Raw genomic sequence first — 237 nt, forward strand, 5'->3', positions numbered from 1 at the left:
GGCCGTTTCATGGGGAGTTCTTCAGTGAAACCGGTCAAAGTAGGCATCTGTGGGTTAGGGACCGTCGGTGGCGGTACCTTCAACGTACTTCAGCGTAACGCCGAAGAAATTTCCCGCCGCGCAGGGCGTGGGATTGAAGTGGCGCAAATTGCCACGCGTTCGCCAAAGCCTCAGTTCCAAACGACCGGTATCGCGATTACCAACGATGTCTTCGAAGTGGCCACCAACCCTGAAATC

General features: G+C 55.7%; 1 pseudogene. It reads left to right on the forward strand.

Annotated features, from left to right (window positions below):
* Positions 1-24 precede the first annotated feature (24 nt).
* Positions 25-237 (forward strand): annotated as a pseudogene (locus SB756_RS35145) (homoserine dehydrogenase); the annotation flags it as partial.

Source organism: Pseudomonas sp. SIMBA_068, assembly GCF_046534705.1.
GTDB lineage: Bacteria > Pseudomonadota > Gammaproteobacteria > Pseudomonadales > Pseudomonadaceae > Aquipseudomonas > Aquipseudomonas putida.